The organism is Pseudomonas sp. SDO5591_S426 (assembly GCF_054070755.1).
This window is the reverse complement of record NZ_JBSVXD010000035.1, coordinates 18,434-41,934: the sequence shown is the minus strand read 5'-3', so window position 1 is coordinate 41,934 and position 23,501 is coordinate 18,434. Positions and strand designations below refer to the sequence as shown.

The 23,501-nt window shown below is 60.5% G+C and carries 21 protein-coding genes; 4 read left to right on the top strand and 17 right to left on the bottom strand.

Annotation, left to right across the window (positions count from 1 at the left end; translation table 11 throughout):
- Positions 1-86 precede the first annotated feature (86 nt).
- The 3 genes from ACW9JC_RS10405 to ACW9JC_RS10395 are packed head-to-tail and all read left to right on the top strand — an operon-like array spanning position 87 to position 3,072.
- Positions 87-1,262, top strand: a complete 1,176-nt coding sequence (locus ACW9JC_RS10405; RefSeq protein WP_457454939.1) for an NAD(P)/FAD-dependent oxidoreductase — start codon at positions 87-89, stop codon at positions 1,260-1,262.
- Entirely contained in the window at positions 1,259-2,071 is an 813-nt protein-coding gene (locus ACW9JC_RS10400) for an aldo/keto reductase (RefSeq protein ID WP_457454938.1), read from the top strand. Before ACW9JC_RS10405 ends, ACW9JC_RS10400 begins: the two co-directional genes overlap by 4 nt.
- A gap of 32 nt (positions 2,072-2,103) precedes the next feature.
- Positions 2,104-3,072 (top strand): metal ABC transporter ATPase, encoded by a 969-nt coding sequence (locus ACW9JC_RS10395; RefSeq protein ID WP_457454937.1) that lies wholly within the window; start codon positions 2,104-2,106, stop codon positions 3,070-3,072.
- 114 nt (positions 3,073-3,186) lie between these two features.
- On the opposite strand, the gene hldE is transcribed toward ACW9JC_RS10395, so the two are convergent.
- From hldE to ACW9JC_RS10380, 3 genes are all read right to left on the bottom strand, one after another.
- Complete coding sequence (gene hldE / locus ACW9JC_RS10390; protein WP_150704323.1) at positions 3,187-4,611, bottom strand: bifunctional D-glycero-beta-D-manno-heptose-7-phosphate kinase/D-glycero-beta-D-manno-heptose 1-phosphate adenylyltransferase HldE; 1,425 nt, start codon at positions 4,609-4,611, stop codon at positions 3,187-3,189.
- Positions 4,612-4,773: 162 nt separating this feature from the next.
- A complete protein-coding gene (gene msbA, locus ACW9JC_RS10385) occupies positions 4,774-6,579 on the bottom strand; it encodes a lipid A export permease/ATP-binding protein MsbA (RefSeq protein WP_457454936.1) in 1,806 nt (601 codons plus the stop codon).
- A 15-nt stretch (positions 6,580-6,594) separates the two neighbouring features.
- Complete coding sequence (locus ACW9JC_RS10380) at positions 6,595-7,767, bottom strand: O-antigen ligase family protein (protein ID WP_457454935.1); 1,173 nt, start codon at positions 7,765-7,767, stop codon at positions 6,595-6,597.
- A gap of 108 nt (positions 7,768-7,875) precedes the next feature.
- Between ACW9JC_RS10380 and ACW9JC_RS10375 the strand changes: the two genes are divergently transcribed.
- Positions 7,876-8,481, top strand: a complete 606-nt coding sequence (locus ACW9JC_RS10375; RefSeq protein ID WP_457454940.1) for a toluene tolerance protein — start codon at positions 7,876-7,878, stop codon at positions 8,479-8,481.
- Here the strand turns inward: ACW9JC_RS10375 and ACW9JC_RS10370 are convergent.
- From ACW9JC_RS10370 to waaF, 14 genes are all read right to left on the bottom strand, one after another.
- Positions 8,476-9,570 carry a glycosyltransferase family 4 protein gene (locus ACW9JC_RS10370; protein ID WP_457454934.1) on the bottom strand — a complete coding sequence of 365 codons (1,095 nt, stop codon included), beginning with the start codon at positions 9,568-9,570 and terminating at the stop codon, positions 8,476-8,478. The genes ACW9JC_RS10375 and ACW9JC_RS10370 overlap by 6 nt on opposite strands.
- A gap of 5 nt (positions 9,571-9,575) precedes the next feature.
- Complete coding sequence (locus tag ACW9JC_RS10365) at positions 9,576-10,532, bottom strand: glycosyltransferase family protein (RefSeq protein ID WP_457454933.1); 957 nt, start codon at positions 10,530-10,532, stop codon at positions 9,576-9,578.
- Between the two features lie 84 nt (positions 10,533-10,616).
- The gene (locus ACW9JC_RS10360) at positions 10,617-12,017 is read right to left on the bottom strand and encodes a PIG-L deacetylase family protein (protein WP_457454932.1); all 1,401 of its coding nucleotides are present in this window, start codon (positions 12,015-12,017) and stop codon (positions 10,617-10,619) included.
- Between the two features lie 8 nt (positions 12,018-12,025).
- Complete coding sequence (locus ACW9JC_RS10355) at positions 12,026-12,922, bottom strand: antimicrobial resistance protein Mig-14 (protein WP_457454931.1); 897 nt, start codon at positions 12,920-12,922, stop codon at positions 12,026-12,028.
- Positions 12,922-14,052, bottom strand: coding sequence for a glycosyltransferase (locus tag ACW9JC_RS10350; RefSeq protein ID WP_457454930.1), 1,131 nt, complete (start codon positions 14,050-14,052; stop codon positions 12,922-12,924). The genes ACW9JC_RS10355 and ACW9JC_RS10350 overlap by 1 nt, the downstream gene beginning before the upstream one ends.
- Positions 14,036-15,793, bottom strand: a complete 1,758-nt coding sequence (locus ACW9JC_RS10345; RefSeq protein ID WP_416130327.1) for a carbamoyltransferase family protein — start codon at positions 15,791-15,793, stop codon at positions 14,036-14,038. The genes ACW9JC_RS10350 and ACW9JC_RS10345 overlap by 17 nt, the downstream gene beginning before the upstream one ends.
- A 165-nt stretch (positions 15,794-15,958) precedes the next feature.
- Positions 15,959-16,294 (bottom strand): YceK/YidQ family lipoprotein, encoded by a 336-nt coding sequence (locus ACW9JC_RS10340; RefSeq protein WP_457454929.1) that lies wholly within the window; start codon positions 16,292-16,294, stop codon positions 15,959-15,961.
- A gap of 228 nt (positions 16,295-16,522) precedes the next feature.
- Complete coding sequence (locus tag ACW9JC_RS10335) at positions 16,523-17,974, bottom strand: lipopolysaccharide kinase InaA family protein (protein ID WP_457454928.1); 1,452 nt, start codon at positions 17,972-17,974, stop codon at positions 16,523-16,525.
- Positions 17,974-18,726 (bottom strand): lipopolysaccharide kinase InaA family protein, encoded by a 753-nt coding sequence (locus ACW9JC_RS10330; RefSeq protein WP_338584381.1) that lies wholly within the window; start codon positions 18,724-18,726, stop codon positions 17,974-17,976. Before ACW9JC_RS10330 ends, ACW9JC_RS10335 begins: the two co-directional genes overlap by 1 nt.
- The gene (locus ACW9JC_RS10325; protein WP_457454927.1) at positions 18,723-19,457 is read right to left on the bottom strand and encodes a lipopolysaccharide kinase InaA family protein; all 735 of its coding nucleotides are present in this window, start codon (positions 19,455-19,457) and stop codon (positions 18,723-18,725) included. Before ACW9JC_RS10325 ends, ACW9JC_RS10330 begins: the two co-directional genes overlap by 4 nt.
- Positions 19,457-20,263: a lipopolysaccharide core heptose(I) kinase RfaP gene (gene rfaP / locus ACW9JC_RS10320; RefSeq protein WP_448106097.1), complete on the bottom strand. Its 807-nt coding sequence runs from the start codon at positions 20,261-20,263 to the stop codon at positions 19,457-19,459. Before rfaP ends, ACW9JC_RS10325 begins: the two co-directional genes overlap by 1 nt.
- A complete protein-coding gene (locus tag ACW9JC_RS10315) occupies positions 20,264-21,385 on the bottom strand; it encodes a glycosyltransferase family 4 protein (RefSeq protein WP_416130321.1) in 1,122 nt (373 codons plus the stop codon).
- Positions 21,385-22,446, bottom strand: a complete 1,062-nt coding sequence (gene waaC / locus ACW9JC_RS10310) for a lipopolysaccharide heptosyltransferase I (RefSeq protein ID WP_338584377.1) — start codon at positions 22,444-22,446, stop codon at positions 21,385-21,387. Before waaC ends, ACW9JC_RS10315 begins: the two co-directional genes overlap by 1 nt.
- 1 nt (position 22,447) lies before the next feature.
- Positions 22,448-23,482, bottom strand: coding sequence for a lipopolysaccharide heptosyltransferase II (waaF, locus tag ACW9JC_RS10305; protein ID WP_457454926.1), 1,035 nt, complete (start codon positions 23,480-23,482; stop codon positions 22,448-22,450).
- Positions 23,483-23,501: the final 19 nt, after the last annotated feature.

Below are 23,501 nucleotides of genomic sequence, written 5' to 3'. Positions count from 1 at the left end.
TCTGTAGGAGCTGCCGCAGGCTGCGATCTTTATTCCTCGCCGAGCTCTGTATACTGCGCCCTCGTCTTGAACACTGAGGTCGCCGCATGCCATCCGTAATTTCCACCGACGTTCTGATTGTCGGCGCTGGTGTCGCCGGCCTCTGGCTGAACGCGCGCCTGCGCCGCCAGGGTTTTTCGACCGTGCTGGTGGAAAGCGCCAGCCTTGGCGGCGGGCAGAGCGTGAAGTCCCAGGGCATCATCCACGGCGGCGCCAAGTACGCGCTGCACGGCGCCCTGACCGGTGCTTCGGAAGCCATCGCCGACATGCCGCGTCGCTGGCGTGAAGCCCTGGCCGGTGACGGCGAGCTGGACCTGTCCGGTGTGCGCCTGCTGTCCGAAGCCCATTACCTGTGGTCCCCCGGCACGATCGCCGGCAACCTCACCAGTTTCTTCGCCAGCAAAGCCGTGCGCGGCCGCGTCGATCAGGTCAAGGGCGACCAACTGCCGCCCGCTCTGCAAGACAAACGTTTCAAGGGCAAGGTCTATCGCTTGGCCGAACTGGTGATCGACGTGCCGAGTCTGGTCCAGCGCCTGGCCGACCTGGCCGGTGACGGTTTGCTCGCCGGTCAGCACATCGAGCCGTTGCTTGAGGGTGGCGTGCTGGTCGGCCTGAAAGTGGACGAGCATGAAATCCGCGCGCAACGCATCGTCTTGAGCGCTGGCGCCGGCACTGCTGCGCTGCTCGAAGCGCTGGGCCTGAGCCAACCGGCCATGCAACGCCGCCCGCTGCACATGATCATCGCCAAAGGCCCGAGCCTCAAACCGCTTTACGCCCACTGTCTGGGCGGCGGCACCAAACCGCGGATTACCGTGACCACGCACCCGGCGGCTGATGGCCAATGGGTCTGGTACATGGGCGGCGATATCGCCGAAAGCGAGGGCGTGGCCCGTGAGCCCGCCGAACAGATCGCCACCGCACAGAAAGAGCTCGGCCAATTGCTGCCCTGGATTGACCTGAGCACTGTGCAATGGGCCACCTTGCGCGTGGATCGTGCCGAACCGCTGCAATCGGGGCTGACCCGCCCCGACAATGCGTTTCTCGCCGAGGAAGGTCGACTGCTGGTGGGCTGGCCAACCAAACTGGCGTTGGCGCCGGACTTCGCCGACCGCGTTATCGCCAGCCTGGCCCGCGACGGCATTCAACCGGGTCCGGTGACCGCGCTGCCGCCGCTGCCAAAACCGCCGATGGGTGTTCCGGCCTGGGAGCAATTGCTGCCATGAGCCAACCAACTCTGCACGACCTGCATCGTCCCTTGGGCAGCACCGGCCTGCTGGTCTCGCCGCTGGGCCTTGGCACGGTAAAACTCGGTCGCGATCAAGGGGTGAAGTACCCCAACGGCTTTCAGATCCCGGATGATGATGAAGCGCGGATGCTGCTCAAACTCACACGCGATCTGGGCATCAACCTGATCGACACCGCTCCGGCCTACGGTCGCAGCGAAGAGCGCCTTGGCCCGTTGCTGCGCGGCCAGCGTCAGGATTGGGTGATTGTCAGCAAGGTCGGCGAAGAATTTGCCGACGGTCAGTCCCGTCACGATTTCAGCGCCGCTCATACCCGGTTTTCGGTAGAGCGCAGCCTGCAACGGCTGGAAACGGACTTCATCGATCTGGTGCTGGTGCACTCCGATGGCAACGATATGGCCATCCTCAACGACTGCGAAGTCTATGCGACCCTCGCCGAGCTCAAGGCTGAGGGCAAGATTCGCGGCTTCGGCTTTTCCGGCAAAACCGTTGAAGGTGGTTTGAAGGCGCTTGAGCAAGGTGATTGCGCAATGGTCACCTACAATCTGAACGAAAAAACCGAGAAGCCGGTCATTGACTATGCTGCTGCTCACGGCAAAGCCATTCTGGTGAAAAAAGCCCTCGCCAGCGGCCACGTGTGTCTGAGTCCGGGGGTGGATCCGGTGCGTGCCAGTTTCGAGTTGTTGTTTGAACATCCGGGTGTTGCCAGTGCTATTGTCGGGACCATTAATCCGCTGCACCTCGCCCATAACGTCGCGACCGTTGCCCAAGTCCTACGTAGCAACTGATGCCGCCCACGCGGCCTTAAGCAGGAGCCGACATGCCGCGTACGCTCATAAGAAAGAACCCTAGCAACTTCAAGACCCTGCCGTTATTCGTCGAAGCGACTCCCGAAGGCCTGAGTTATCAGAGCGTCGGGAGACCGCTCAACTTCTCCCAGATCCTGCAACGTCGCCGCCCGGTCACCGTCGCCGATAGCGAGCGGTTTTCCCTTGAGCTGGCCAACCTCGGGGTTTCGGTGCGCCTGACCCTGCATTGGCAGAATCGCGATTACTGGGTGTTGGTGCGCCAACGCCGACAGGATCGTGGCGACGTAGTGCTCAAGTTGATTTCCGGATATGTGCCGGCCCATGAGCTGAACCTGCCGTTGCACACGGCTATCCAGGAAATTGCCGAGGAGTGCCTGCTGGAAACCCCGGAAGGCTGGCTCGGCGGGCGCTTCAACGATACATGGCTACCGGCGCCCTACTCGTCTGCCCTGCATTACCGCGAAGCCCTGCCGTTTCGCCTGACGCCACTGTCGGGTTCGGCACGACCGGTGCGCTGCGCCAATCTGCAGTTGATCGAACGCCCACGGGCCTATGTGCACTTGCCGACCGCGTCGTTGCAGTTGATCTACGATTTGCGCCTGGACGTGCCCAAGGAAGCCAAGCCCTTGAGCCTGTTCCATGTCGACGAACGACTGGAAGGCGATCAACTGGTGGCCCGCCTCGACCGCAAGCGTCCCGATCTGTACCTGATGCCTTTGCAGGACGGCCACCCCACGGCCGAGCTCTATACCTTGAAAAAGGATCAGCTGTATCCGGCGAGCACGCGCGGGTTGTACCTGGCGGAAAGCTTTGCCCGACAGGAAGGCTGGCTGGTGAGGGATGAGCGGATTCGCTGGAAGGATTGGGTGCGGCAGCAGGGATTGACCCCACCGGGGAAGAATTCGGGGTTGGCGTTGTTACGCGGGAAAGCGAAGCAATTGCTGAAGAAGATCGTGCCGCGCAAGGCTGCACGCCCTTGATCGTTCCCATGCTCTGCGTGGGAATGCAGCCCGGGACGCTCCGCGTCCCTTTAACACCGAACGCGGAGCGTCCGTAGAGGCGTTCCCACGCAGAGCGTGGGAACGATCAGCGCGTCACTCAGACTTGCGGATTTTCTCGACAATCGCGGTCGTGGAGCTGTTTTCAACCAGCCCCAGCACTTTCACGGTGCCGCCGTAAGCGGTCACGATGTCCGCGCCGACCACTTGATCGATCCCATAGTCGCCGCCCTTGACCAACACATCCGGCTTGACCTCGCGCAGCAGGTTCTCCGGCGTGCCTTCAGGGAAGCTGATCACCCAGTCCACCGCGCCCAGACCTGCCAGCACGGCCATGCGACGGTCGACACTGTTGATCGGACGACCCGGCCCTTTCAGGCGGCTGACCGACGCATCGTCGTTGACCGCAACGATCAGGCGATCGCCTTGCGCCCGCGCCTGCTCAAGATAGGTCACGTGGCCGGCATGCAGGATGTCGAAGCAGCCGTTGGTGAAGACGATCTTCTCGTTGTGCGCACGGGCATCGTCGACTGCCAGCAGCAGTTGTTCGAGACCCAGCACGCCGCGTTCGGAACCTTCTTCACGCTGGATGGCGCGACGCAACTCCGGCGCGCTGATGGCCGCCGTACCGAGTTTGCCGACCACGATGCCCGCCGCCAGGTTGGCCAGGCCCACCGCATGCGGCAGTTCCTCGCCAGCAGCAATTGCTGCCGCCAGGGTTGAAATCACCGTGTCGCCGGCACCGGTCACATCGAACACTTCACGGGCGCGGGCCGGCAGGTGCAGCGCCGGATGATCCGGGCGCAACAGGGTCATGCCGTGTTCGCCACGGGTGACCAGCAAAGCGCCGAGGTCGAGGTCGTGCATCAACTGCGCGCCCTTGCTCACCAACTCGTGCTCATCGGCGCAACCACCGACGATGGTTTCGAACTCGCTGAGGTTCGGCGTGATCAGGCTCGCACCGCGGTAGATCGAAAAATCCTTGCCCTTGGGGTCGGCCAATACCGGAATGCCACGGGCACGGGCGGCCTGGATCAGCACCTGGTGATTCTTCAGCGCGCCTTTGCCGTAGTCGGACAGCACCAGCACCTTGATGCCTTCGAGCAATTCGTCGACTTGCACCGACAACTCCAGGGCATCTGTGGCGAAGGGTTCTTCGAAGTCGATACGCAACAGTTGCTGGTGACGACTCATGACCCGCAACTTGACGATGGTCGGCTGGTGCGCAATGCGCTGGAACAGCGCCCGAACACCGGCACCCTTGAGGCTATTGGCCAGGCTGTCGGCGGCTTCATCGTCGCCGGTCACACCGACCAATGAGGCCGGTGCGCCAAGGGCGGCGATGTTCAACGCAACGTTGGCGGCACCGCCGGGGCGGTCCTCGATGTGATCGACCTTGACTACCGGTACTGGCGCCTCAGGGGAAATCCGTGAGGTACCACCATGCCAGTAACGGTCGAGCATGACATCGCCGACCACCAAGACAGGGGCTTGATCGAATCGCGGCATGGACAACTTCATGGAGCAACCCACATACAAAATGAACAGGGGCGCGATATTAACACAGGGTAGGCATCGGCTTGTGCGACGGCTGCAACGGGATGATACGACGGGGTCGATTGCTCATTTTTCAAGCAAATCATTCAGACAGGGCGAGTCGTGCTCGCCCTGTTGTTGTCGAGGTCAGGCGATGTCTTCGGCCGGTGTGTCCAGGCCCATCGCATGCAGTCGCGAGTAGTAGCCGTTTTGCGCCAGCAGCTGCGCGTGGGTGCCGCGCTCGACGATCTGGCCCTGATCCATCACCAGGATCAGGTCAGCCTTCTCGATGGTCGACAAGCGGTGAGCGATGACCAGCGTGGTGCGACCTTTCATGACCTGGTCCAGCGCCGCCTGAATGTGGCGTTCGGATTCGGTGTCGAGTGCCGAGGTCGCCTCGTCGAGGATCAGCAGCGGCGCATTTTTCAACAGTGCCCGGGCGATCGCCAGACGTTGACGCTGGCCACCGGACAGCAACACGCCATTTTCACCGACCTGCGTATCCAGGCCTTCGGGCATCTGCGAAATGAAGTCCATTGCGAACGCATCCGTAGCGGCCTTTTCAATGTCGGCACGGGGTGCACCGGCCAGGTCACCGTAAGCGATGTTGTTGGCGATGGTGTCGTTGAACAGGGTGACATGCTGCGTGACCTGGGCCACGTGCCGACGCAGGTTGCGCAGGCGGTAGTCTTCGATCTCGACATCATCGAGCAGGATTTCGCCGACGTCGTGATGATAGAAACGCGGAATCAGGCTGGCCAGGGTCGACTTGCCGCTGCCTGAGCGACCAACCAAGGCGATCATCTGCCCCGGCGCCGCCGAGAAATTGATGTTCTTCAATACTTCACGGTCGGTTCCCGGATACGTGAAGCTGAGGTTGCGCACCTGCAGGTGGCCATTGACGCGATCACGCTCGACTGTGCCGTTATCGACTTCAGGCTCGACGTCCAGTTGCTCGAAAATGCTCTCGGCACCGGCAACGCCTTTCTGGATGGTCGAACTGACTTCCGAAAGCTGCCTGATCGGCTTCGGCAACAGACCCGCAGCGGTGATGTAGGCCACCAGATCACCGGCGGTGGCGTCGCCGCGCAGGAACAGCACGAGGAACATCAACACGGCCATGGCGGTGTAGATCACCAGTTGCAGCATGGGCGTATAGACCGCTCCGGTTTTGGTCATGCGCAATTGCTTGTCGGTGTTGCCCTGGCTGGCGGCGGCAAAGCGCTGTTCTTCGTAGCTCTCGCCACCGAAGCTGCGCACTACGCGATAGCCCTGAATGGTCTCGGAAGCTACGTGCGTCACGTCGCCCATGGCCACCTGGATCTTCTTGCTCTGCTTGCGGAATTTCTTGCTGGTGTTGCCCACCATGAACGCAATCAGCGGCAGGATGGCCAGCATCACCAGGGTCAGCTTCCAGTTCATCCACAGCAAATAGGCAAACAGGAAGACCACGGTCAGGCCTTCGCGGATCACCACCTTGATGGCATCCGTGGCCGCGCCGGTCACCATCGTCACGTTGAACGTGATGCGCGAGATCAGGTGCCCGGAGTTGTGGGTGTCGAAGTAGCGATTGGGCAGCACCAGCAGCTTGTTGAACAACTCGACGCGCAAGTCATGCACCAGCCCCAGCGATACCTTCGCCAGGTAGTAGTTACCGAGGAACGAGCCCAGGCCCTGCCACGCCGCGATCAGGATGATCAGCAACGGCACGGCCATCAGCAACTGCAAATCCTTCAGGTAAGGAACCGTGGGGAAGAGCACCGCTTCAGGGTTGCTCAGGCCATCGACGAAATACTTGAGAATCCCGGCCAGCATTGGCTGTGTGGAGGCAAAGATCACGAAGCCCACGATACTCAGCAGGAAAAGGCCGACATAGGGTTTTACATAACCCAAGAGCCGAAGATAGATTTTCAGGCTGGAATCCTGTCCCGCTTTAGGCGGTGCGTCAGTCATCGTAGAGCTCACTGGTTAGGTAGAACGCGAAATTTTATCACAGGCGTCGGAATTGGCCCGCGCCCACACCAAAAGACTGGCCAGCCCTACGGGTAACCAGCTTATGAACCATTCGGGCCTTGGTGTACCGGACAGACTGGCGGCGTCAAACTGCATGGCCAGTGTCGAAAACAGCCAGATGCCAATGATCCCCTTGGCATAGAGCGTCTCGCGGACTTTCCAGGCCTCGTACAGTACCGCAAGCCAAATCGCACACCACAACAGCAGTCCTGGCAACCCCAGCTCGATGGTCACGTGGGTAAACAAGTTGTGCGTATGGTCAAAATACAGATCCGAAGCAAACACTCGGTAATTACCGCCCAGTCCCAGGCCAAGCCATGGATGCTCACTGATCATCTGCAAACTGGCTATCAGGATCTGCGGTCGATAAGACACACCACGCGCCACGACGAAGGATTCGAAGAACCAGACAGCCAGCACCGCCACGATCAATGCAACCGCCGCGATGATGCGACTGCGTCGGTCACCGCTCCACACAGGCATGGCGAGTATCGTGAAAAACAATGCCACCCCGGCACCGCGGCTCTGGCTAAGCATCACAAAGGCGCAAAGCAGGCCCAGAGCTACCGCCCAGACCCCTTGCATCCTGCGGTTGTTCGGAGGCCAGAAAGCCAGCCATACCGCTGCCAACCCAATGACATAGCCCCCCAGAATCGGATGAGACAACTCACCCAACCCCTGAAGACGCGAAGTCCAGTCGTTTCCGTCAACGCCATAAAACCTGACGATGGCTACCAGCGCCGTCGCTGCCAACCCGATGCCTCCCCATTGCATGATGCGGATCACACGCTCGGGCCGGCCATTGGCAAAAACCGGAAAGAACAACAGGAACACCACGATGTAGAGCAAACGCTTGGCCTCGCGAGCGAGGTCAGGAGTGTTCGTCCATGCAAGACTGATCAGCGACCAGACCAGAAGACCGAGCATCGGTAGGTAGATCCAGCGTTGCTCATAGAACAACTCCCGGAGTCGGAAACGTGCGGACCATGAAAACAATATCGCCGGCACCCACAGCAATGCGACCAAACCTTGTTGATAGATTTTGTTGGTAGGCGCAACTGCGATGGCCAACAAAAACCACAGCAGACCTATTGTCATCCATACTTGCGCCCAGCGTTTTTCTTGCATCAAATTACCCCTGAGAAAAATCACCCACCCCGCCCGGCATGGTTAAAGCTGAAACTTTTCGGCATCATTGCCCGCCACAACACCCCGTATTCCAACAAGGCTTCTACGATGCAATGTTCTAGGCTTTCGATAGCCGCTCTAAATCAGATGATTGAAGGCGCCAGAGTACTGGAAGCCGACAGCTTTGGGCCGAAAGTCTACCTGTTGCAGAATGGGAATATTCTGAAACTGTTCCGCCGCAAGCGTATTTTTTCCTCCGCGCTATTTCGTCCCTACTCGAAACGCTTCATCGACAATGCCACCGAACTGCAAAAGCTCGGCGTGCCGACCTTGCAGGTCCTGAAGTACTACCGACTGCAAACACCGGGCATGACTGCAGTGCTTTACCAGCCTCTGCCAGGAGAGACCCTGCGCCAGATCGCCAGCAAGGAAGGCTTCACCTGGCCGCAGGCCCTGCCGGAGCTGGTCGGGCTGATACAAAGTCTTCATAAGTCGGGGATCTACTTCCGGTCACTGCACCTGGGCAACATTGTGGTCACACCCGACAACCGCATGGGCCTCATCGATGTGGCAGACATGCGTTTTCTGCGGGCGCCGTTGCCCCGTCATTTGATCAAGCGCAACCTGCAGCACTTCGCGCGCTATATTGCACGAGAGAACCTGAACGACAGCTTTCCGATGCAAGCACTCGAACAGGCATTGCTGCCGTCATGAAAGCAATGCCCGGGAAGCCTGGCTGAAGCTCAACCAGGCTTGATCCGGGGCAAGTGCCCGGTACTGATCTGCGGTGATCGTCCGGGCAGATACGCTGAACGCTCGCACAATGGCGTCGCGCCAGGCACTCACATCCTCGACCGGGGCGTACCAGCCGGTATCGCCCAGTTGCTCACGGAACACGTCCAGTTCGCTGGCGATTACCGGAACGCCCGCCATCACCGCTTCCTGCATGATGAGTCCCAAGCCTTCGCTCAGCGAGGGCATCGCGACCCAGTCGAATGCACAATAGAGTTGCGCCACGTCGTTGACGTGGCCCGGCAACAACACCCTGTCGTGCAGCCCCAGCGCATCGATTCGCGCTTCCAGCTCGGCACGGGCCGTACCTTCTCCCACAATTACCAATAGCAGATCCGGCCGTTCATGCAATGCCGCCGCAAAGGCATCGAGCAGGCAGCCAAAACCTTTTCCCGCGACCAGCCGTCCTACGGCACCCAGCACCGGCGTGTTATCCAGGGGCAGCCCCAAACGCGCACGCGCCTGCTCGCGCGGCAGCAGAGCCGAACGAAAGGCAGCAGGATCGAAGGCGCTGCGCAGCGTCGTGACCGGTACTTGCAGGTCCTGGCTCAACGAAGTCGCGAGGGTTTGCGACACCGCGACCACCGTCAGCCGGGAGGCCGCAAAGCGCTGAAAGAGCGCCCGATCAGTAGCGTGAACCCGCGTCGAGCCGTGGAAAATCACCACCGCACGGATATGTGGCAAGGCCTCGAGCACAGGCAGCAGCGTTCGCGCTACACCCAGGCCATCGAGCAACAGTACATGTACATCGCTGTCCTGAAGGGCACGCTGAAACCTGTGGCGCATCCACGGTCTGGTCAGTCGCCAGAAATGTCGCCCCTTCAACCGGGCAGAGGACAACCCCCACTCCCGTACTTCACCGACTTCTACCCCGCTGTCGGACGCATGTCCCTGCAACAGCCAGGTTTCAATCGGTACGGTGGTCGGAGCCTGAGACAATATCTGCTGGTGCACCTTATGAGTCGAGGCGAACGGAGCACCGCTGGCCCACATGACGTTAAGAATGCTCATAGCAGTCAAATGCCCAACATCAGGCGGATTTTTTCCAGCAGGCTCAACGGTGCGCGAGCACCCAAAGCAGGCTTGAGTTCCTCGACGATCCGCTGACCGATGCGCGCAAAACTGAACTGGCTGACCGCCAGCTCACGACCATTTCGGGCGATACGCTGTGCCATTTCCGGGTCGCTGCGCAATAGCGCCAGTTTTTCCTGAAGCTGCGCGATGCTCTGATAGAACACAATGTTGTGCATATCCTGCAGCCCCAGCGCCTGGCTTTCCGCCTCGCCCTGGTCATACGCCAGCAACACACAACCACAGGCCATGGCCTCGAAATTCTTGATCATGAATTCGCCCATGCCGACATCGGCACTGACGAAAAAGCGGATACGGTTGAGCGTGTCGCGGTACTCCTCACCGGATTTCGTGCGAGTGACCACCAGGGGTTCGACACGGGCCAACTCATCGAGCAGGGCCTTGCGTCCACTGTAGGCGACACTGTTGGTGCTGCCGACAAAAGCCAGTTCGATATCCCGCTCGCGGCCTTGATCCTCAAGTTGCGTCTGGTCGTAACCCTTGGGCACGAACACCGCGTCGAACCCCTCACCGCGCAGCCGTTCGGTGACAACGAAACCGGAACTGATGACTCGCGCCCACGGCAGCCGGCGGTAGTGCGCGCTGAACTTGCCGGTGTATTTGCAAGGAATGTAGTTCTGGTAAGCGTCGTGTTCGAGAATCACCAGGTTGGGGATCGTGCGGATAAACCCGACCTGACGGATTTCCTGTTTGAAACGCAGGAAAAACACGATGCGGTCATAGCGCGAGACATCGACTTCGCGCCGGAAATAGCTGCGCAGGTTGCGCTGTTCACTGCTGCTCAGCCACCGCAGGTCGCACTCGCAATGAGCCGCCACGCCGTCGTACAAACGGTCCAGGATGGCCCGTTGATCTTTCTGCACCAGAAATAGAACTTTCATCGTCTTCCTTGCCGCAACAGGCAAACCGAGCAACACCTGACACCCTTCCTGCTCGCAGCAGGCGGACTTCAGGCCCGTAACACTTTACAAATGCCAGAACAGCTCATGGCGACGCACAGCCTTGCGAAAAAATTCGTTCTCGCCGTAAGGCGAACCAGAGCGCCCGGCCAGCAGTCGCTGCAAGCCGCGACGCAACCGCCGCTTGAACGGGGCTCGGGGCTGCAAGTCATGCATCATCCCCAGTGCCATGGCCTTGTCCCGCTGCTGGGACTGAGCCAGCAGAAGGCAGTAGGGATGCAGCAACGAGGCCGGATCGAACACCGGTGGCAACGTCACACCGGCACCGCTATCGCCCATTGGCCAACGATCGTTGTCATGCAGATGATTGGCGTAACCGAGCAGCGTCGGCTGCCAGTCGAGCCCGTTCAAGGCTTCGAGAACTGCTGCATGAGCGCAAATATGATCCGGGTGTGGATCAAGGGTCGGGTGTGGCAGCACGATCACTTCAGGCTGTGCCCGCAGCAGCAGCTCACGCAGGTCGGCCAACAAATTGTTCCAGGTCGGCGCACCGTCGACATCGCCCGGCAAGGCAAACGGGTTCAACTGGCGAAACAACCGGGTGTCGCTCAAGTCCGCTTCTCGTGAGCCTGCCGGCTGAGCAGGCGAGGCTTGCATGGCCGCCAGTTGCAGGCAGAAATAACCCAACTGCACGCAACGGCTTTCAGGCACCCCGGCCCAGCGCGGTACCGCGACACTGTCCCAGGCACGCAAACGGCCTTTGAGACGCGCGGCCTCGACCTTGCCCAAGCCCATCTGCTGATAGTGTTCGGCTTCGATTTCACCGGCAGTCAGTGTGACGACCCAGGTTTCATCGGCCTGGCTGTACAAGCCATAGGCTGCCAATTCCGCATCATCGGCATGGGGCGCGATGACCATCACCCGCTGACGGCGGTAATCCGGATGTTCGAAAGCCCACAACACAGGCTCGCCGAGCAATCGGCAAAAACGCCCGCGCAGACGCAATTCCCCTCGTGACAGCACTTGCGCCTGACCACTGAGATTGAGGTAACGCAGGCCGTTCACACCACGCTCGAAAGTTTGTCGGTCCGGGTTATCGCCCCCGGACAACTCAACCACAGGATCGAGAAAACGCCCCAGCCATGTGCTTTTGATCCGCAGCGCCAACACCAGCGTCGCGTCGTCGACCAGCATCACACCGTCGTCCAGTCGCAGGCGTTCGCCGCTCAGATGAACCTTGGGTTTTGGCGTGTAAGGCGGGAAGTTGTACTGGTAATCGTCGTTGGGCGAGTAGAACAGATGATCGGCAAACCAGGCTTCGTGGGCGATCCAGCCCAGCACCGCCAGCACCGGCGGCAACCACCAAGCCACCATCACACCGATGGCGACCAACACCGCCAGTGCGATCAACAGACCGATGCGTTTGTTGCGTCGATGGCGCTTGAGCAGTTGCTGTTTGCGGCTCATGGGCTGACTCATACGGTGTAGACCGGCACGGGGTTGCACCAGCGATCCTTGTACTCCCGGTCGGCGCGACCGAAGGAAAAGCGCAAGGGCTTGTCCAGCGCCCGGGCATGTTCCCAGGCACTTTGGGTGTTGAGAAAACTCAGCACGCTGCCGGGGCTGAACTCGCGGGTTTCAGGGTCGACGCCGCCATTGATGTACTCGACACTGATCCACTGCGGTGTCTCGACGCGGTACACCAGTTGAATGGCGATCGGCGCATCGTTGAGAAAAATCACCGATCCGATCAGCAACTCGCGCAACAACTCGATGACCTCGGCCATACGCTCGGCACCGGTCGCCGGAAAGCCCCAGCGGCGCTGGAACAAGTCGCAATAAATCGCCGCCAGCTCGCCACTGGAAAACTCGGACACCGGCCGCACCGTGCCACCCGCTTCCTCCAGCAAACGCAATTCACGGCGCTGGTTGTAGCGAAATTTCTTCGACAATTCTTCAGGCGTGCGGGCCATGGCCAGTTGTTCGGTCTGCAACTTGATGCCGGTGAAACGGCTTTCGTTCAGCGCCGACAAATAACGACCACGGTGACGCAGTGGAGCCTGGGCCTCTTCAGCGGCCGGCAAAATGATCTCCGCATTGCCGAGGTCGAACAGGCCCTTTTTGCCGTGACGCTTGAGCACGTCTTTGGACAAGGCAAGGTCGCGTCCCCAGGTCGGGATCGCTGCCTTGACTTCGCCGTTTTGCTCCCAGGCCAGGTAACGCACCGGGATATCGGCCAACTGCGCCAGACGCTCGACCACCATTGGATGGGTCGCGACGCTGCCGCCATAACGCTGCCAGGCCTCGGCGTAAGTCGAGGCATCGGCTACCGACCAGCCACGTTCGCGCCAGCCTTGAAATCGGTTGAGCATCAGCCCCTCGGTGCCAGTTCGATAACGTGTGGCAAATGCCAGAAAGCATCGCGTACCGCGCGGTCGGAGAAGCGTTCGCGCAAGCGGTCGAGCATCAGCTCGGCGCATTGGCGACGTTGCTGATCGTCCATCGCGGCCAGATGTTGCAGCCCTTGAGCCAGGTGTTCGGCATCGCCCAGGGGGAACAGAATGCCCACGCCCTCGACCACTTCCTTTGCCCCACCACACGCGGTGGCGAGCAACGGTACGCCGGCGGCCATGGCTTCGAGCAGCACCATGCCGAACGGCTCGTGATCGGAACTCAGGGCAAAAACATCGAAAGCACGGAAATAACGGCGCGCTTCGGGCACCTGGCCTAGGAACAGGACGCGATCGCCAATTCCCAACTCGCGGGCCTGGGCCTTGAGATCCTGTTCCAGACGGCCGCTACCGAGAATCACCAACTGACTGCTGGCCGGCAACCCCGGCAGCGCCGCGGCAAAACCGTCCAGCAATGTGGCCTGATCCTTGTCCGGATGCAGTCGTCCGACGTTGCCGACAACCCAGGCATCCGGCGCCAGCCCGAGAATTTCCCGAGCCTCGCGAGCCGTCACCTGGCTGTCCTGCAACGTTTGCACATCGATACGGTTATAGAGCGTCTGAATCCGCGACGCCGACCACTTTGGCAGGCAACGGCGCATGTCATCGCGCACCGCATCGGACACCCCGAGCAGGCTCAGGCGCTTGCGGAAAATCTGCGCGAACAGTTTGCGCGTACCTCGTTTGTAATCGTCAAACGCGTGATGCACGCCAATCACCGGCAACGACGTGCCGAGCAAGGCGATGTAGATCGGCTTGAAGCGATGGGCGATGCAGAAACTGAAGTTGCGCGAAGCGGCGATCTTGCGCAGATCGCCGATGGCGCCCAGCTTCAGGCCACGAATGGCCTTGGAGCTGTATTCCATGAACAACACTTCGTCGGAAGCGCAACCCGCAGCGACTTCGGCGTCGGCGACCCCGGTGAGAAACACCGTGGTCACGCGATAACCGGTCCCCGCGAACAGGCTGGCGTACTGCCGGGCACAGTCCAGAAACGGCCCGTCATAGCCGTGGCAGAACTGCAACACATGGCGTTCAGCCGAGCGTGTCATAGGTGTTCGCGCCCTCTTTGACCACCAGGATGTCTTCCATGATCAGATACTGTAGATCCGATCCGAAGAACATGTTCAGTGCATCGGTCGGCGAGCAGATCATCGGTTCGCCACGACGGTTGAGCGAGGTGTTCAGCGACACGCCGTTGCCGGTCAGCACTTCGAGCGCCTTCATCATGTCGTAGTAGCGCGGGTTGTATTCGCGCTTGAGCACCTGGGCACGGGAAGTGCCGTCTTCGTGGACGACTTCCGGTACGCGGGTTTTCCACTCTTCCGCCACTTCAAAGGTGAAGGTCATGAACGGTGCCGGGTGATCGATCTTGATCATCTGTGGCGCGACGGTGTCGAGCATCGACGGGCAGAAAGGCCTCCAGCGCTCGCGGAACTTGATCTGGTGGTTGATGCGGTCAGCCACGCCGGGAATGCTCGGGCAACCGATGATCGAACGACCGCCGAGTGCGCGCGGACCGAACTCCATGCGGCCCTGGAACCAGGCCACCGGGTTGCCATCGACCATGATCCTGGCGATCTGCTCCGGCATGTTGTCGAGCTTGCGCCAGGTCGGCTTGTTCTCATGACGGGCGCACGCGGCAATCACGTCTTCGTTGCTGTACGACGGGCCGAGGTAGACGTGTTCCATCTTCTCGACCGGTACGCCACGGGCGTGAGACACATAGGCAGCAGCGCCGACGGCGGTGCCGGCATCACCGGATGCAGGCTGTACGAACAGTTCTTTGACGTCGTCGCGGGCAATGATTTTCTGGTTCAGCTTGACGTTCAACGCACAGCCACCGGCATAGGCCAGTTTGCCGGTTTCCTTGAGCACGTCGCCCAGGTAGTGGTCGATCATCTGCAGCGAAATTTTTTCGAACAGCGCTTGAATGCTGGCGGCGTAGTGGATGTACGGCTCGTCGGCGATGTCGCCTTCGCGCTTCGGACCCAGCCACTCGATCAGCTTCGGCGAGAAGTAGTAACCCTTGCCCTTCTCTTTATAACGACGCAGGCCGATGACGTTGGCGTAGTCGGTATTGATCACCAGCTCGCCGTTTTCGAACGAGGCCAGGCGCGAGAAATCGTATTTGCTGGCGTCGCCGTACGGCGCCATGCCCATGACCTTGAACTCACCGTCGAGCATGTCGAAACCGAGGAACTCGGTGATCGCGCCGTACAGGCCGCCGAGGGAGTCCGGATCGAAGAATTCCTTGATCTTGTGGATCTTGCCGTTTTCGCCATAACCGAAGAAGGTCGTGGCGTACTCACCCTTGCCGTCGATGCCAAGGATCGCGGTTTTCTCTTTGAAACCGGAGCAGTGATAAGCGCTGGAGGCGTGGGCCAGGTGGTGTTCGACCGGCTCGATCTTGATCTTCTTCGGATCAAAACCCAGTTGTTCCAGACACCAGACGATCTTGTTGCGATAGCGCTTGTAGCGACGGTTGCCCATCAGGATCGCGTCGAGTGCACGATCCGGGGCGTACCAGTAACGCTTCGCGTACTGCCAGCGGGCCTTGCCAAACAGGCTGATCGGAGCGAACGGGATCGCTACCACGTCAACGTCGGAAGGTTTGATACCGGCCTGTTCCAGGCAGAACTTCGCCGATTCGTAGGGCATGCGGTTCTTTGCATGTTTATCGCGCACAAAGCGCTCTTCTTCAGCCGCCGCGACCAGCTTGCCGTCGATGTACAAGGCTGCGGAAGGATCATGGCTAAGGGCGCCGGACAGGCCAAGAATCGTCAATGCCACAGGGGTCTAGCCTCTTTAGTCTGCGTGCAGGCGCAACGCGCCTCAAAAATTAATGTGCCCTCGCAAGGGGCGAGAGACAGCTAAAGGGCGGGATTATAGCTTAAAAGCAGCGGCAAACCTCTAGCGGCTAACGGCGTGCTTTTTCGGCCATGACCTTGCCGGTGTTTATCCACGCGCGGGCCGCCAGTAGATAAGGATGTTGCCGTCCACGCCTTGCCGGTAAATCGTGTACGGCAAGACAATCGTGTCCAGAGCGCCGGACAAGGTCAGGTCCAGCAATACAAGTGGCACGAGGATACCCGTGGGATCGGGCGGTGCATTCAACACACAGAAATCATAGGAGAGGCCGCTGTAAACCCTGGGAATGGACTGGCAATAGGTTTTTTGCCTTCGCAGCCCCTGAGCCGCGTCGGCATCGTCCTGCAGAACCGTTACGGCGGTCCCGCAGCCGGTCAAAGCCAGCGAGATAACGCCCGATGCAACTGCCATTTTTATTGTCAAAGCCTGCCCTCCGAGAACGTCTGGGCAAACTAGCATTGGGGGGAATCGGGCCACAGTTCATGGCTTCCGAAGATTGCGTAGGACGGTTCGCAAGGACTTGTCCCTAATCTTCGCTGACTGTTCCGGCCTCATCGCGAGCAAGCTCGCTCCCACAAGATTCTCGGCCGTACACAAGAAATGTTTTTGACCAAGATTCAATGTGGGAGCGAGCTTGCTCGCGATGGGGGCTTAGGCAGCGCCCGAGATGTTTTTGGGCAATCGCTGATCAATGACCTGGTAAAGCGCACTGCTTTCCGGCCAATTCCGCATGAACCGCGCCCGATCCCGCGCATACGCCGGTGCAAAACTGGCGAGCGAACCGTGTTGGCACATCGAATCCAGATCGATCAGCGCCCAGCGATCCTCCTGCCAGAACAGGTTGTGACCCTTGAAGTCGCCGTGACTGATGCGCTCACGAATCAGTTCGGCAAACAAATGATCCAGCGCTGCCAGCTCTGACTCCGGTGCATCACCGCTTTCAACATACGGCGCAAAGCGCTCGATGATGTCCGGCCCGGGAAGATGCTCGGTGATCAGATACGCGCGGCTGCGCAGCCACAGAAAACGCTTTTCCAGCAACGCCAGCGGCTTGGGCGTGGCAATCCCGAGGAACGCCAGGCGATTGCCTTCGCGCCAGGAGTGCCAAGCGCGGCTCGGGCGCCAGAAGCGCTTGAGCCAGTGGGCAAACCCCTTGATGTTGTAGCGCTTGATCACCAGCGTGCGGCCATCCACCTCGACCTTGCCGACGCTTGCCGCGCCGCCGGTCTTGTACAAGTGGCCCTGATCGAGCAAGGCATCGGCCTGTTCCAGCACCGGCAACATCGCCGCTTCTTCCTCGCGACGAATCGCCCGCAAGCCGAACGCGTCGCGTTGGACGCTGAACAGCGTGCATTCGCGGCCGACCTTGATGAGGTAGTCCTTGAGACGCCAGCTGCGGACCTTGTCGATCTGCTTCTGCAACGCTTCCATGGGCAAGGCGTGCTCGCCATTGCTCAGCAGGTAATACACCAGCAATTCTTCGGTGAACGGCTCCAGCGACTTGGGCAATTGAGCGAAAAACACTCCGAGGTTTTCCAGGACCTTCTGCCGCGACAGCGGCTGGCCTGGCGTTTCGGTGCAGATTCCGGCGCCATCGATCAAATACAGACGATTGCCCTGGCGGAGCAGGTTGTCCAGGTGCAGGTCTTCCTGCCACAGGCCTTTGCGGTGCATCTGGCCGATCGCGCCCAAGGCTTCCGCCAGCACCGCCGTTTGCTCATCGGCCAACACCGGCAGGTGATCGACCTGCTGCCAGGCATCACCGAGGCTGGCGGCGTTTTCCAGAAACTCGAACAGCAGCCAACCGCCCTCGCCGTCCTTGAGCCCATCAGCCAACAGCAGCGGTGTGGTCAGGCCTTGCGCCGCCAGCAGGCGCACGCCATCCAGCTCCCGCTGAAAATGCCGCGCCGCTTTGGCGCCGACCAACAATTTGGCCAGCACCGGACGACCACGCCAGACACCGGCCCCGACATATCGCTGTCCGGGCAACACGCGCAACAGGCTCAGCAGTTGCAAATCCGCCGGCCCGGCAGCATCGGCCAGTGAAAGGCTCAGCGGCAGCGTCGGGCTGCGGCCGGCGTTCTTCAGTTCTGACAAACGCATCAACGTTTCCCCTTGCGGTTACGCCGTGCGGTCAGGCGATTGAGCCAAGTGTCGATCAGCGAACTGTCCTGCGGCTGATCCAGATACGCGGCCAGCAAAATGCGCAACTGCGCTTCACTCCACTCGGGCGCCCGTCGTAACAGAGGCTCCAGATCCTTGACCCGGTCACGCTGACCGAACAGTAGCGGTCGGGTCTTTTCCAGATCGATCAATTGGGCCTGATAGCCGTCACCGGAGGCGCACAGGAAAATGTGCTTGGGATAAAAGCAGCCATGCACCTGACGCTTGCCGTGAAGGCGCTGCGCCAGCTTTCCGCAGGCCTGCATGATGGCGCTGTGTTGCGCCTCGCTCAGTTCCGACCAGCGCTGCAACAACGAATCCAGATCATCCCAACCGTCCAGAGCACGGGTCAGCAAGATCGCCCGGACCTCGCCGTCGACTTTGCGCTCACCGAAGAACGCCGCTTTCAGCGCCGGAATACCGAGCTTTTCATAGAGGCTGATGTTGCGAAATTCCCGGGCGAAGCTCGGCTCACCGAAGGGCGCGTGCAAGGTGTGCATCTGGTAGTTGCTCTGGCGCTTGAGGTAAAAGCCCTGACCCTCCAGATCGAGTCGAAACACGCTGCTCCAGCCACCACGAAGGGTGTTGGGCTCGTCCACGGCTTCGAGTTGCCGGGCCCACAGTGCGTCGAACGTACCGAGGCCGTGGCGTTCAAGCAACGCACGGTCTTCGGCGGCCAGAAAATCAGTCATTCGCGTCCCTCGAAAAATCTCACCACGTGCCGGATCCGCTTCTTGTCGGCGGCATTGAGCCGGGTCCGTTGGCAATATTGCAGATAAAAGCGCAGGCGCTGGGTGGTCGACAACTGATACTTGGCGACCTTGTCCAGGCAGGCCAGGTCCTTGGTGATGCGGTACTTGAGCCAGAAACCGCTCCAGAAATCGCCGTTCGGACAATCGATCAGGAACAACCTGGCATGGTCGTCGATCAGCAGGTTGCGCCACTTCAAATCGTTATGGGTGAAGCGATGCTCGTGCATGGTCCGGGTGTAGCCGGCCAACTGGCGGCTGACGGTGTCGACCCAGGTGCGGTCGGCGAGCTTGGGATCGTGCCGCTCGGCCAGCGCCGACAAATCCTCGGTATTGGGCAATTCACGGGTAATCATCGCGCCGCGGTCGTACGCCGCCCCGCGTCGCTCCAACCCCCACGCCACCACTTCGGCGGTGGGAATGCCCCACTTGGCAAAGCGCTTGAGGTTTTGCCATTCCATCTTCACCCGGGGCTTGCCCAGATAACGACGCAAGCCCTTGCCGGCACCCACGTAGCGTTTTACGTAATAATTGACGCCATTGCGCTGAACGCGGATGACCTCGGACAACGGGTCGCGGGTCAGTCGCTCACCCTCAAGCGCAAATACCGCGTCGAGGCTGCCGAAATCGTCCGCCAGGTCGCTGTACTCAGGCTCCAGTTTCCAACCCGCCATCAGAGGGCGTCCCCGTATCGCTGCTTGCGATCGTAGAGTTTGTTGGCCTTGCCTTCGAGCCAGCTCAACAGCCCGGCTTCCTCACTGAGAATCTGCCGCAGCGGTTGCTGGAAATAGCCTTTGAGAAAGCGCAATTTGTCGCGGCGGGTCAGGCCGATATCCAGCGCCGAAAAGTACAGCGCCGCCAGATCCTTGTTGCGCCAACGCGCGGTGATCGTCGGGCGCGTCTGGGCACGGTGCAGGTCGATCACCGAGAGCTTGAAGTCTTCAGCGGTCACCGGTTTGTCGGTGTGCAGCAGAAAGTGGCAGATGTAGCAGTCGCGGTGATTGACCCCGGCGCGGTGCATCATGCCAGTCATGCGCGCCACTTCAGCTATCAGTGCACGCTTGAGTTTTGGTTCCGGCGGTTGCTTGATCCAGTTGATGCTGAAGTCTTCGAGGCTGACGGTCGGCGCCAGTTCTTCGGTGACGATGAACGAATGCTGATCCGCCGGATTGCTGCCCTTCTCGCCGTAAGCGACGGCGGTCATGGTTGGCACGCCGACTTCCTGCAGGCGCTGGATGGCTTTCCATTCCTGGCCTGCACCGAGTACCGGCAATTTGGCGGTGAGCAGGTTCTTGAAGATTTCGCCCCAGCCAATGCCACGGTGGATCTTCACGAAAAACCCGTTGCCGTTCACTTCAGTGCGCAGGGTCCGGCGAGCTTCAAGTTCGCGGTACACCTCGCCCTGCAAGCCTTCGACTTCGGCGAACGGGTCGCGTCCGGCCCAAAGGCTCTTGAACGGTTCAGCCAGCATCAACTTCATTTAAGCGTGCTCCGCCAGAATCACATCGGCCGCGTGCTGCGGCATGCTGTAGAGGTCGGCCGTCTCGGCGAAGGCCAGACCGTTGCGGCTCCAGGCCGCCCGTGCTTGAGCGTCGTTCAACATGCCGGTCAGGTACTGTGTCAGTTGCGCCTGTTCGAACGGCTCGTCCAGTACCAGGCCGGCGTCGGCCTCGGCAATGTAATGGGCGTAACCACAGACTGCGCTCACCAATACCGGCAACCCGGCCACCAGCGCTTCGAGCAATACGGTGCCGGTGTTTTCGTTGTACGCCGGGTGGATCAACAGATCGGCGCCCAGCAGGAAACGCGGAATATCGCTGCGCCCCTTGAGGAACGTCACGTTGTCGCCAAGCCCCAATGTCGCGCTCTGCATCTGGAACAATTTGGGGTCGTCCTGGCCGATTACAAACAGCCGGGTGCGTTTCTTCAGATCGGCGGGCAATGCCGCCAACGCCTTGAGGCTGCGATCGACGCCTTTGGTCTTGAACCCGGAGCCGATCTGCACCAGCAACAGTTCATCGTCCTTAAGGTTGAATTCGGCACGGAACCCGGCGCGAATTTCATCAGCATCCGCTGGACGGCGACGGTCCTGGGCGATGCCCGGTGGCAGCAGATGGAAGCGCTCCAGCGGCGTGTCGTAATGTTTGATGAACAGCGGCTGCTGCACTTCGGAAATCATCAGCACTTCAGTCTTTGCGTCTTTGGCAAACACCGCGCGTTCGTACTCGGCGAAGTGGCGATAGCGACCCCAGCGGCGGTACAGCGAGTTACGCAGGTTCTGCGCCTTGTCTTCGAAGCAACCGTCGGCGGCGTAGTAGACGTCCAGGCCCGGCATCTTGTTGAAGCCGATCAGACGATCCACCGGACGCTTGGCCAGGTCCGCTTCCATCCACTCGCTGAGCTTTTCGTTGCGACGATGGTTGAAGAACGCCTTGACCGGCGCCACCAGCACTTCGAACCCCGGCGGCACGTCGCCTTCCCAGATCAGCGTGTAGACTCGGATCTGGTGGCCGCGCTTCTGGCACTCCAGAGCGATGCGCATGAAGTCGCGCTGCAAGCCACCAAACGGAAAGTACTTGTACAGGACAAATGCCAATTGCATCAGCGCAGCTCCTCAGCCAGTAACAACGTGCTCAGTCGGCTGGCGACACGCTCGGGATTCAGACGCGTGAAGCACAGAGGCCACTCGCGCTTAAGGTCAAACTGACGGGCATCTTCAGCCGTCGGTTGATAAGTGCATTTCTTTTGCAGGCACGGTGCGCACGGGAAGTCGCTGGCCAGGTGAATCTGCGACTTGCCGTAGGCGCCGGTCAGGCCGGGGTTGGTCGGACCGAACAGCGACAGCGTCGGCACATCCAGTGCGGCGGCCAAATGACCGAGACCGGTGTCCACCGCCACACAGGCTTGCGCACCGGCCAGCACTTTGCCGACACCGGCCAGATTCAGCTTCGGCAACACTTCGGCGTGCTTGAACCCAGCGGCGATGCGCTCGGCGCGGGCTTTCTCCGCTGCGTTGCCCCATGGCAGTTTTACGCCCACACCGAGATAACCGACACGCTCGGTCAGCTCACGCCAATAGGCTTCAGGCCAGTGTTTGGTGTCCCAGGTGGTGCCGTGCAGGAACAGCACGTAAGGATTCTTGCGCGGCAATTCCACCAGGCGCTCGACACTCAGGCCATAGTCGCCCAGACCTTTAGGCAGATCGTAACCCAGGGCGATGGCGAACAACTGACGCACTCGCTCCACCGCGTGCTGACCACGGGCAACCGCCAGGCGTCGATTGTAGAAACGTGCGGCGATCGGCTCGCGCGCGGACGCTTTATCGAGACCAGCCACTGGAGCTTTCACATAACGGGTCAGTAAAGCGCTTTTCAGCAGACCCTGGGCATCGATGACCAGATCGTATTTAGTCGCGCGAAGGCTTTGCTTGAAACGCTTCCACTCGCCGCTCTTGATGGTTTGCCAGATGTTCTTGCGCCAGCGACGGATCGCCACCGGAATCACCTTGCCCACCGCCGGGTGCCAAGTGGGGATTTCGGCGAAGCCTTCTTCCACCACCCAGTCGAATTTGATGCCGGGGATCGCCCGCGCCGCGTCGGTCAGCGCCGGCAACGCGTGAATCACGTCGCCCAGCGATGAAGTCTTGATCAGCAGTACGCGCAAACTATTTGACCTCGACCACAGTGCCCTGCAAACGCTGCAAGGCTTCGTTCACCGCTTGCGGCATCAGCTGGCGCAGGCAGTTGTAATGGCCGAAACGGCAGGTGCGGTCGAAGCAAGGGCTGCATTCGATGCCCAGGCGCACGATCTCGACATGCTCGGCCAGCGGCGGCGTGAAGCCCGGCGAGGTTGAACCGTAGACCGCCACCAGCGGGCGATTCAACGCGGCAGCGACGTGCATCAGGCCGGAATCGTTGGACACCACCGAATCGGCGCAGGACAACAAGTCGATGGCCTCAGCCAGCGAGGTGCCGCCACTGAGGTTCACCGACTCTTCGCGCAAACCGGGAATCAACCGCGAACGGATGTCTTCACCCACGGCATGATCGTTTTTCGAACCGAACAGCCAGACTTGCCAACCCTCGCGAATTTTCGCTTCGGCCACCTTGGCGTAGTGCTCGGACGGCCAGCGCTTGGATTCGCCGAACTCGGCGCCGGGGCACAGCGCCAACACCGGGCGATCAAGGGTCAGGTCGAATTTGGCCAGTGCCGCCTCGCGGGTCACCGGATCGATCTGCAGGCTCGGACGCGGATACGGCTGTGGCAAATCGAAACCGGGCTCATAGGCCAGCGCCATAAAGCGCTCGATCATCAGCGGATAACGTACTTTGTCCAGCGTGCGCACATCATTGAGCAGGCCGTAGCGGAATTCGCCACGCCAACCGGTGCGCTTTGGAATACCCGCGAAGAACGGCACCAGCGCCGACTTCAAGGAATTGGGCAACAGGATCGCCTGGTCGTACTGCCCGGCCAGGGATTTGCCGATGCGCCGACGCGTCGCCAGCTCCAGCGCGCCGTGACCGAGCGGGAAGCTCAAGGCCTGGCGAACTTCGGGCATGCGCTCAAGAATCGGCCGGCTCCACTCGGGGGCCAGCACGTCGATTTCGCATTGCGGGTGGCGTTGCTTGAGACACTGAAACAGTGTCTGCGCCATCACCATGTCACCGACCCAACTGGGCCCAACGATCAGAATTTTCATGTAGTTTCCAAAAACGATC